At 61.0% G+C, this 3,594-nt stretch carries 4 protein-coding genes and 1 pseudogene; 4 read left to right on the top strand and 1 reads right to left on the bottom strand.

What is annotated here, in order from left to right:
* Nucleotides 1-213 precede the first annotated feature (213 nt).
* Nucleotides 214-1,638, bottom strand: a complete 1,425-nt coding sequence (locus ACESNB_RS07550; protein ID WP_373005898.1) for a tetratricopeptide repeat protein — start codon at nucleotides 1,636-1,638, stop codon at nucleotides 214-216.
* A 340-nt stretch (nucleotides 1,639-1,978) separates the two neighbouring features.
* Here ACESNB_RS07550 and ACESNB_RS07545 point away from each other — a divergent pair, with 340 nt between their 5' ends.
* The 4 genes and pseudogenes from ACESNB_RS07545 to ACESNB_RS07530 all read left to right on the top strand — a co-directional run bounded on the left by ACESNB_RS07545 (nucleotide 1,979) and on the right by ACESNB_RS07530 (nucleotide 3,438).
* Nucleotides 1,979-2,254, top strand: a complete 276-nt coding sequence (locus ACESNB_RS07545) for a hypothetical protein (RefSeq protein ID WP_373005896.1) — start codon at nucleotides 1,979-1,981, stop codon at nucleotides 2,252-2,254.
* 15 nt (nucleotides 2,255-2,269) lie between these two features.
* A pseudogene (locus ACESNB_RS07540) lies at nucleotides 2,270-2,458 on the top strand (autoinducer binding domain-containing protein); the annotation flags it as partial.
* Nucleotides 2,459-2,485: 27 nt separating this feature from the next.
* Entirely contained in the window at nucleotides 2,486-2,713 is a 228-nt protein-coding gene (locus ACESNB_RS07535; RefSeq protein ID WP_373005900.1) for a helix-turn-helix domain-containing protein, read from the top strand.
* Between the two features lie 74 nt (nucleotides 2,714-2,787).
* On the top strand, nucleotides 2,788-3,438 hold the full coding sequence (locus tag ACESNB_RS07530) for an acyl-homoserine-lactone synthase (protein WP_373005894.1): 651 nt from the start codon (nucleotides 2,788-2,790) through the stop codon (nucleotides 3,436-3,438).
* The last annotated feature ends 156 nt before the right edge of the window (nucleotides 3,439-3,594 follow it).

The following is a 3,594-nucleotide window of genomic DNA, read 5'->3' as shown; positions in this document are numbered from 1 at the left end:
TGAGAGGGTGGCTTGACCATTGCGCGATAGAGACAGAAATTGCCAGGCTTGTGAATCCCACCCCAACCAGATGAGTCAATTCGACGCAACAACGACGTGACCCGCAAACCTCAACTTGCCCGAGGTTTTGCCCCTGTTACATCGCTGCGTTCACCGATCGCATGGCGCGGCGTAATCACATTCCCTTTTCAGTCGCAGTCCTTCGCACTCAGCTCATGCGTCCTCCTCGCCATTCTCTGTGGCATGGAAATTTGTCTCCAGGCCAGCGCCTGCAGGCGGTACCCCACCGGCGGCGAGGTCGGGCAGACCAACGCGGACAGGTGACTGCCGCAGAAGGGCGCGCACCTTTGCCTCATCGCCGCTGAGGCGGGCCTTGAGCGCACGCGCAAGCGCATAATAGGCGCGCACATACGGATCGACGTCGCATAGCGCCGGAGAACTGAGGGCCGACGCATACCCCGTGTCCGGCATCTGCCAGCCGTATCCATAGGTTTCATCAAGATAGCGGTCCGGGTCGTCGGGAATATTACAGGTCTGCCCCTGAAAGTCGGCGGCCTTCAGCCCGAATGATGTGAAGCGCCAGGCCACGTCTCCGACAAGCCGGCCCAGTCCGCAATGAAGGGCACCGTCGCCTGGCTCATACAGGAAAATGTCGACGGCGATCCCTTCGAAAGTGAGTGGAAAATAGCGGTCGCCCGGCCGCGCCCGCCGGTCGAGCAGGAGGGCAGGGTGTTCGCGGATGACACCGGCCAAATCAGGTCCACCGACCGCGTCGGCAAGGACGCCGATATCGACATCCCTGTCATGCGCCAGCGGGGCGCCGTCCCGATAAAATCCAAGCAGGGTGCCAGCCGCCAGAAACCAGGAAATGCCGGCAGCCTCCAGGATTTTTCCGATCCCGCACAAGGCGCGTGCCGCCGCGTCCGGACTGAAAGAGGGGGACGATGGCCCGTCGGCAAGGCCGTGCTGGCCGGGAGACAGGGCATACTGCTTTTGTCGGAGCGCCTCACGATAGTCCCCCGTCTCGTACGAGGCCCTGGCCAGCCAGTCATGCGCGGTTGACCGGTCGTGGAACCGAGCGGTATTGCGGCCTATGAATTCGACAGCTTCGTGGCCGCGCCGGGCATCGAGCAGGGACCTCACACAGTCGGAATAGTCACGCGGACTTGCTTGCCCGCTACCGCACCGGCGCAGAAGCGCGTCAGCCCGATACGCGATGGCGCAAACCCGTTCATCCTCGTCGGGCGTGATATCCGCAATCGATCCCCACGCTTCCCACGCATCCGGGGAGGATCCGACGCTCCTGCGGAAGGCCCCAAGGGCCGCCGACCGGTCCCCGCGTGCATGCTGGGCAAGACCGCGTCCATGCAGGGCGCGCCAGTTCGCGGGGTCGAGGGAGAGGAGCTGATCGAAACACGCCAGTGCATGATCGGGTTGTCCGGCCCGCAAGTAGGCCGCAGCGAGCGCCTGCAGGACAATGAATTGACCGGGGCGAAGGCGGTTGGCTGCCAGCAGATGGGGCAGGGCAGCACGAGGCTGGCCTGCCGCCAGGTATTGCCGACCCGCTTGCAGGCATTTCTGCCACGATCCGGACGGACCGTCTCTGTCTGGCAGGAATTCGGATGTGCCGGTTCGCATGGAATGCCTTCCTTTGAGGCGCATGGCGCGGGCGGATCGACCCGCAGAAAGAAGAAGCGGCCACCGGGATATCACCTGTACGGTGATGCTGCCCGAGATCCGACGCGAACTGATTGAGCGCTGCACAGTCAGGCGTGCGATCGATTCCCCTGTCTTCGGATCGCGAGTCCAGGCGCCGGTCCGCCGGATAGCCCTGTATTCTTGAAGCTATCTGTGTTAAACCATAAGTGGGAAAATTGTGCAACAATAAAGGGACTTTTGAGGGTGCTGCAGACAACTTCCATCCTCTGCCACGACGCGCCGGAAGTGTCATGCGGGACTGATGTTTTGAAGAGGTACCATGACGATGCACGACTATAACGGGTCCGCCGTCCTCCATGCGATCCGCCTGATCACGGCAACAGGCGCCAGTGCCGAGACGATCTCGGCCCTCGCCGTTTTCATAGAAGCATATGGCTTTGAGAAGATACTCCTCGGTCAGCTCGTCAAACCCATGAATGTTCCGCTTAAGGATATACTCTATCTTTCGAACAGGTCAGAGGAACTCAAGGCTGCAAGGCGCAGCTGGGGCGCTATCCTTCACGATCCGATTGTCTTCTGCGCCGTGCGGTCGTAACGACCTTTCAAATGGGCCGAAGCGCGCGCCCATGCCACCCGGGCCGGGCGTCGTACCGTCGATACGGTGCGCGATTACGGTCTGCCCCATGGCATGATGTTTCCCATGCACGCCCTCGAAAGCGTATCCGGCGGGGTCTCGCTGGGAGGCGGGGTAAAGCCTGATCTGTCGCCGACAGAGGTCGCCGAGCTGGAGATCGTCTGCCAGATTGCCTACTATCATCTTGAAGCAATGCTCGGGCCGTTTCCCTATCAGAAGGTAGCAGAACTCACGCTCCGCGAGACCGAGTGCGTCCAGTTTGCGGCCGCCGGAAAGTCCAATTGGGACATTGTCCATATCCTGGGCATCCAGGAGGACACGGTCAAAAAGACCTTGCGCCGGGCAAGGGACAAGCTTGATGCCGTCAACCGGGCGCATCTGGTTGCCAGCGCCATCGCCCGCCATCAGATTCTCCCCTGACCAGTCACCTAAAGGGGACATTACCCGTGCTCCGATCCGCGACATGCTCCTCGTGCTCAAAAGGAGTTCAGCAAATGTTTCAGATCGTCACCCCGGACAAACGTCATGAGCACTCAGACATGCTGGATGAAATGTATCAGATGCGCTACCGCATCGTTGTCGGCGAGTGGGGATGGGATATTCCGGGCATCGAGGCGGGTTATGACAAGGACCAGTTCGATACCGACGAGACCGTGTATGTCATCGCCCTGACGGCCACAGGGGAAGTTGTCGGCACATCCCGCCTCAATCCGACTGTCGGCCCGCACATGCTGGGCGAACTGTTTGCCGATTATTGCAACCTGCAGCCCTATCCGGTTGGAAAAGACATCTGGGAATGCTCCCGTTTCGTGACGGATCGCTCTCTGACAACCGATCCGGTCGAAGATTTCCGTTTCAGGTGCCGCATCGGCCTCGGGCTGACGGCGTACTGCCTTGACAATGGTATTGGCCGGCTCAGCGGGTTGACCCACCAGAAATTCTTCAACCTGGTCCAGCGGGTCTGGCAAACCGAGCCACTCGGACTTCCAAGGCGGGAAGGCGACAATTTGGCGTGGATACCGGCTGTGTCGACGATTGATGAAGCGACATTCGACCGTCAGCTTGATCGCTATCGCAATGCCGAGGCCATCGTCGCCGGTTATGCCGCCGCATGGATCGAGCGTCAGCGGGGCAAGGTCGCATGACCGGCCTCATAAGCGCGCTTGTCACGCCGGCCCAGCAAGCGGCCTTTGACCGGGACGGTGTCGTCTGCATCAGGAACGTCCTCACGCAGCAGAAGATAGACGACCTGCGCCAGGCAGTTGCCGGTCAGATGAGCGGCCTGCGCAGCTCGCCGACGG

The organism is Hyphomonas sp., assembly GCF_041689225.1.
Classification (GTDB): domain Bacteria; phylum Pseudomonadota; class Alphaproteobacteria; order Caulobacterales; family Hyphomonadaceae; genus Hyphomonas.
The sequence above is the reverse complement of the archived record's forward strand: the minus strand, read 5'-3'. Positions and strand labels throughout refer to the sequence as shown.

Bases quoted from the DNA above. Each gene is read 5' to 3' on its own strand.
- ACESNB_RS07550 (WP_373005898.1), bottom strand. From the start codon at position 1,638: ATGCGAACCGGCACATCCGAATTCCTGCCAGACAGAGACGGTCCGTCC.
- ACESNB_RS07545 (WP_373005896.1), top strand. From the start codon at position 1,979: ATGACGATGCACGACTATAACGGGTCCGCCGTCCTCCATGCGATCCGC.
- ACESNB_RS07535 (WP_373005900.1), top strand. From the start codon at position 2,486: ATGCTCGGGCCGTTTCCCTATCAGAAGGTAGCAGAACTCACGCTCCGC.
- ACESNB_RS07530 (WP_373005894.1), top strand. From the start codon at position 2,788: ATGTTTCAGATCGTCACCCCGGACAAACGTCATGAGCACTCAGACATG.